Annotated in this window: 6 protein-coding genes; all 6 read left to right on the plus strand. The window is 69.9% G+C overall.

The window, feature by feature from the left end; translation table 11 throughout:
- The coding region (locus tag VKH46_09935; GenBank protein HKB71150.1) for a glycosyltransferase family 2 protein at positions 1-967 on the plus strand (967 nt) is incomplete at its 5' end.
- Positions 964-2,157 carry a glycosyltransferase gene (locus VKH46_09940; GenBank protein HKB71151.1) on the plus strand — a complete coding sequence of 398 codons (1,194 nt, stop codon included), beginning with the start codon at positions 964-966 and terminating at the stop codon, positions 2,155-2,157. The genes VKH46_09935 and VKH46_09940, both read left to right, overlap by 4 nt.
- On the plus strand, positions 2,154-3,374 hold the full coding sequence (locus tag VKH46_09945) for an oligosaccharide flippase family protein (protein ID HKB71152.1): 1,221 nt from the start codon (positions 2,154-2,156) through the stop codon (positions 3,372-3,374). The genes VKH46_09940 and VKH46_09945 overlap by 4 nt, the downstream gene beginning before the upstream one ends.
- A gap of 146 nt (positions 3,375-3,520) precedes the next feature.
- The gene (locus VKH46_09950) at positions 3,521-3,811 is read left to right on the plus strand and encodes a co-chaperone GroES (GenBank protein HKB71153.1); all 291 of its coding nucleotides are present in this window, start codon (positions 3,521-3,523) and stop codon (positions 3,809-3,811) included.
- A gap of 13 nt (positions 3,812-3,824) precedes the next feature.
- Positions 3,825-5,480, plus strand: coding sequence for a chaperonin GroEL (groL, locus tag VKH46_09955; GenBank protein HKB71154.1), 1,656 nt, complete (start codon positions 3,825-3,827; stop codon positions 5,478-5,480).
- A 208-nt stretch (positions 5,481-5,688) separates the two neighbouring features.
- Positions 5,689-6,057 (plus strand): hypothetical protein (locus VKH46_09960; protein ID HKB71155.1); only part of this gene is annotated, 369 nt, incomplete at its 3' end.

Here is a 6,057-nt window from a genome sequence, read left to right on the forward strand (position 1 = left end):
GCAGGCGATGCGGCCGGGGTCCGACCGTCTGCTCGTCGTGGCGGATCGCTGCGGGGACGACACCGCGCAGGTCGCGCGCGCCGCGGGCGCGGACGTCGTCGTCCGCGACGACGAGGCGTCCGGGCGCGGGAAGGGAGGAGCGCTCCGCTTCGCTCTCGGATGCGTTCCCGGGAATCCGCGGGAGGCCGTCGCCGTGTTCGACGCCGACTCGGAGCCGTCGGCCCGCTTCTTCGAGGCCGCCGACGCGGCGCTGGCGTCCGGCGCGCGCGCCCTCCAGGCATTCGTCGACCCGGTGCCCTCCGCGTCGCTCGTCTCGCGGATCGCCGCGTATTCCGAGATCGTCTCGCAGCGGATCTCGGATCGCCTCCGCGCCGGATTCGGCTGGGGGATCCCGCTGCGCGGCACGGGGATGGTGATGGAACGGTCGCTCCTCGCCGGCGCTCTCGCCCGCTGTTCGACCTTCGTCGAGGACCTGGAGACCACGCTGCTGCTCGCGGCCGACGGCGTGCGCGTCCGGCCTCTGGCGGCCTCGGTCCGTGATCCGAAGCCCGCGACCGCTTCCGGCGTCGTGCGGCAGCGCGCGCGCTGGCTCGGAGGCCATCTCGCCGCGCTCGGCGCCCGGCGGCGCGAGATCGCACGGCTGCTCGGGTCGCTTTCCGGGGCGACGCTCGTCGTCTCGCTCTTCGCCAAGCCCCGTTCTCTCTTCTTTTCCGCGCGGCTCGCGCTCTTCGTCGCGCTTCTCCTGCTCGCCGCCGGGTCCCCGTGGCGGTGGGTCGAGGCGCTCCTCGGGATATTCCTGCTCCGGGACGTCCTGCTGCTCGCGGGCGGGCTGCTCGTCGTCGATCGGCCGGCGTTCTATCTTCCGGCGGTCCTCGCCGCCCCGATCTACCCGCTCGTCTGGGCGGCGGGCGCGCTGCGTTCGCTCTCGTCGCGCGGCCGCTGGCTCTCCGCGCGGCGAAACGCGTGAGGATCCTCTTCCCCTACCTCGCGCGCGCTCGCGCCGCGAACTGGAGCCGCTACCAGCAGCTGCTGGCGGCTCGCGCGCGGGCCGGGGACGAGGTGACCCTGCTCGAGCCCCCCGCGCGGCGGAGCGACGAGACGAACTACAGAGACGTGGACATTCCGCTCCCCGCGGGATTCCGCACCGAGGAGGTCCGCGTGTTCCGGCCTTTCTGGGAGGCGCGTCTTCCGTTCGACAAGATCGTGAAGAAGGGAGCCTATTCCCTCGCCGCCAACCGGCGGGCGCGGGCGATCGCGCGGACCGCGCGCCCCGACGTGCTCCTCGTCTACAACGTCACGCAGGAGTCGCTGCTGGACTATCCCGCGGCGGTCGTCTTCGACGTCGCGGACGATCTTCCCGCCATGCTCCGCGTCGAAGGAGGCATTCTCGGCCCGGCGCTCGCGATCGCCGCCCGCCGCGCGCTCTCGCGGATGATTCGCGGAGCGGCGCTCGTCACGACCCCGTCGCGCGTCCTCCTGCCGCGGCTGGGCGAAAAGGCGGCGTTCGTTCCGAACGGCGTCGATCCCGAGGAGATCGGGAGCGCCCGCGAAGCGGCGGCCCGGAACGCCGCCGGCGAGGCGGCGCGGAACGCCGCCGGCGAGGCGGCCCGGAATGCTTCGATCGGCTTTCTCGGCTCCTTCGAGTACTTCATCGACTTCGACCTCGTGCTCGAGCTCGCCGCGCGGCTGCCGGGGCGCCGGTTCGTGCTGATCGGCGGCGGACGCCGACTCGCCGAGGTGCGCGGGCGTGTCGAACGGAAACGCCTCGGGAACGTCGAGCTCACGGGGCCGCTCCCGCACGGCGAGGCGCTCGCGCGTCTGGCCGGATGCGCGTTCTCGCTGTGCCCGTTCACGCGGGACGCGGTGGGCGACGGCGCGTCTCCTCTGAAGCTCTTCGAGTCGCTCGCGCTCGCCGTGCCGGCCGTCGCCACGCGAACGGCCGAGATCCGCGCCGAACGCGCCGCGAACGTCCTCTTCGCCGACGACGCCGAGGAGGCCGCCGCCGCGATCGCCGCGGCCGAGGCGCGTCCGCCCGGAGAGGGGCGGGCGGAATCGGAAGCCGCGGCCGCGGAAGTCCTGCGCGAGAGGAGCTGGGACCGGATCGGCGAGGCGTGGGCCGCGCGCGTGCGCGGGCTCATCCCGACCGCGCGCGCGTGAGCGAGCGTCCCCGCTACCTCGGCTCGGTCCTCTGGATGGGCATGGCCGAGACCGCGGCCCGCGTCGGCAACGTGCTGCTGCAGATTCTCCTCGTCCGGGCGCTCGCGCCGGCGCGGTACGGCGTGTTCGCCTGGGCGTACTCGCTGTTGCTCATCGTGATCGCGCTGACGAGCCTCGGGGTGACGGAATCGTTCGTCCGGGAGGGAGCGATCCGGCGCGAGCGCATCGGTTCGGTGCTTTCGGAGTATTTCTCTCTCCGGACGATCTCGGCGGCGGCCGCCCTCGCCGTAATCGTCGCCGTCTCGGCCGCCGCGGGCGCGGAGGCGCCGGTGGCCCTCGGGGTCGGCCTTTACCTGCTGTTCCGCTCCGTCACCGCCTTCCTCGCGACGGTCTTTCGGGCCCGCGAGGTGATCTGGAAGGAGTTCGCGCTGAGGCTCGCCGAGACGACGGTGCTCGTCGGGGTCGGCGCGGCCGCCCTCGCGCTCCGCTGGTCGCTCGCGACCGTCGTGTGGGCGCTCGCCGTCGCGGGAGCCGCGTGCCTGGCCGGCGCGGTCGCGGGTTTCCGCGCGCTCCTGCCCGGATTCTCGTGGTCGCTTCCGAAGGGCGCGATGCGGCGCATGGCGGCCGCCGCGCCCTACGGGCTCCCGGCCGTCGCGGGAGGATGGCTCCTGCGCGTCGACGTCGTCGCCTTCCAGCAGCTCGGCGGCGATGCGGAGCGCACGGCGTTTTTCGCCGCCGCCGCGACGCTCGTCCTCGGCGCGGGGCTCCTCCCGGTCATCGCCTCGGCCGCCATCTACCCGGCGCTCTCGCGGCGGCCCGCCGGCGAGGGGACCGGAATCGGGCGGCTCCTGCTCCTCTTCGCCGTCGGCGGAGCGGCGATGACGGCGGTCCTGCGCGCCGCGCCCGCGCTCCTCGTCCGCCTGGCATACGGCGCCGGATACGCGGCGGCGGCGCCCTGGCTCTCGGGGCTCGCCCCGTTCCTGCTGTTCCTGTCTCCCGCGATCTTCGCGGCGACGGTGCTCGCCGCCCGCGGGCGGGCGGCGGCGCTCTGCGCCGTTCTGCTCGTTCCGCTCGCCGGCAACGCGGTCACGACGGCCGCGCTCTTTCGCCGCCTTCCCGGAGCGGTCGTGCCCGTCACGATCGCATGGGAGGCGATCGCGAGCGGAGCTGCTGTCATCATTTCATACCTGAGCGCCCCTCGCGCAACCCAAAAATAACCTATTTAGAACAAGCTATTTATACGGCTTGACAGCGCCGTCCTGACGACCGATAATTGGCACTCGTGATCGGGGAGTGCTAACAGCTCGACCAGCCTCGGAAACAGCCGGATTCGCCGGATAAGCAAACGAAAGGAGAAGCGGATATGAAGATTCGACCTCTGTACGACAGGATCCTCGTCAAGCGGATCGAGGAGAAGGAAGTCAAGCGCGGCGGGATCATCATCCCGGACAGCGCGAAAGAAAAGCCGATGGAGGCGGAAGTCGTCTCGGTCGGAAAGGGAAAGATCAACGAAGAGGGGAAGATCACGCCCCTCGACGTCAAGAAGGGCGACCGAATCCTGATCGGCAAGTACGCGGGGCAGGAGATCAAGATCGAGGACGTCGAACATCTGATCATGCGGGAAGACGAAGTTCTCGCGGTCATCGAGAAGTAAAGGAGAAGACACAATGGCTGCAAAGATGATTCTGTACGGTGAGGACGCCCGCCAGCGTGTCCTCCGGGGCGTGAACAAGCTCGCCGACGCCGTGAAGGTGACGCTGGGGCCGAAGGGCCGCAACGTCGTTCTCGAGAAGAAGTTCGGCTCGCCGACGATCACCAAGGACGGCGTCACGGTCGCCAAGGAGATCGAGCTCGAGGACTCGCTCGAGAACATGGGCGCGCAGATGGTGCGCGAGGTCGCTTCGAAGACCTCCGACGTCGCCGGCGACGGCACGACGACCGCGACGGTGCTCGCTCAGGCGATCTACCGCGAGGGCTCGAAGAACGTGACCGCGGGCGCGAACCCGATGGAGCTCAAGCAGGGAATCGACATCGCCGTCCGGGCGGCGGTCGACCACATCGACAAGATCAAGACCGACGTCCAGGGCAAGGACATCGCTCACGTCGGGACGATTTCCGCCAACAACGACGCCGAGATCGGCCGGATCATCGCCGAGGCGATGGACAAGGTCGGCAAGGACGGCGTGATCACGGTCGAGGAAGCCAAGGGCCTGGAGACGACGCTCGAAGTCGTCGAGGGCATGCAGTTCGACCGCGGCTATCTCTCGCCGTACTTCATCACCGACGCCGAGCGGATGGAGTGCGTCCTCGAGAACGCCAAGGTCCTCCTCTTCGAGAAGAAGATCTCCAACATGAAGGACCTGCTCCCGATCCTCGAGCAGGTCGCCAAGCAGGGCAAGCCGTTCCTCATCATCGCCGAAGAGGTCGAGGGCGAAGCGCTCGCGACACTCGTCGTCAACAAGCTGCGCGGCACGCTCCAGGTCGCCGCGGTGAAGGCGCCGGGATTCGGCGACCGCCGCAAGGCGATGCTCGAAGACATCGCGATCCTCACGGGCGGGAAGCTCATCTCCGAGGACCTCGGGATCAAGCTCGAGAGCGTCAAGTGGGAGGACCTCGGCTCCGCGAAGAAGGTCACGGTCGACAAGGAGAACACGACGATCGTCACCGACACCTCCGACAAGAAGAAGAAGGAAGCCATCGCCGGCCGGGTCAAGCAGATCCGTACCCAGATCGACGAGACGACCTCCGACTACGACCGTGAGAAGCTCCAGGAGCGGCTCGCGAAGCTCGTCGGCGGCGTCGCGGTGATCAAGGTCGGAGCGGCGACCGAGACCGAGATGAAGGAGAAGGAGGCCCGCGTCGAGGACGCCATGCACGCGACGAAGGCGGCCGTCGAGGACGGGATCGTCCCGGGCGGCGGCGTCGCGCTCTACCGCGCGATCGAAGCCGTCGACAAGGCGACGAAGGACCAGAAGGGCGACATCAAGATCGGCATCCAGATCGTCAAGCGGGCGCTCGAGGAGCCTCTCCGTCAGATCGTCCACAACGCCGGCCTCGAGGGCTCCGTCATCATCAACGAGATCAAGGAGAAGGGCGCCAACTTCGGCCTGAACGCCGCGACCGAGAAGGTCGAGGACATGGTCCGGTCGGGCATCATCGATCCCGCCAAGGTCACCAAGAACGCGCTCCAGAACGCGGCGTCGATCGCCGGCCCGATGCTCACCACGGAAGCCCTCGTCTCCGAGATCAAGGAGAAGGACAAGGCTCCCGCGGGCGGCGGCATGCCGGGCGGCATGGGCGGCGGAATGGGCGGAATGTACTGACCTCGCCCCGGCCTTCGGCCACCCCTCTCCCGCGGAGAGGGGGACCGGAGGGTGAGGTTTTCGAGCCCCGGCGAAAGCCGGGGCTTTTCTTTTGGCCGGCGCGGCGAGACCGTTGCGAGAGAGGCCGCGACCGCCGAAGCGCGCGGCGAGGCCGCTCGCGCCGCGAGGTCCGACCGGCGGGGGCGGCGCGCTATCATGCCGGCGACCCATGCAGAAGAGAACCGTCGACCGTCCGGTGTTCCGCTGGGCGGCGGTTGCCGGAGACGCGGCGGCGGCGCTCGCGGCGATCGCGCTCGCCCGGGCGATCCGGCTGAGCCTACCGGTCCCCTTCACGGAGTCGCTCCTGCCGCCGCGGAACTTCGGCCTGACGGCACGATCGATCGCCATCGTCCTCGGCGTGCAGTGGCTGGCGCTCATGATCTTCGGCCTCTACGGGCCGCGTGCGCGGGTCGTCGGCTCGCTCTCCCGGCTGCTCCTCCCGGCCCAGGCCGCGCAGCTCCTCGCGTTCGCGACGTTCTTCTATTTTTTCCCGAGGCACGCCGTTCCCCGGAGCGTTCTCGTGATCTATCTCGCCATC

This window comes from Thermoanaerobaculia bacterium, from assembly GCA_035260525.1.
GTDB lineage: Bacteria > Acidobacteriota > Thermoanaerobaculia > UBA5066 > DATFVB01 > DATFVB01.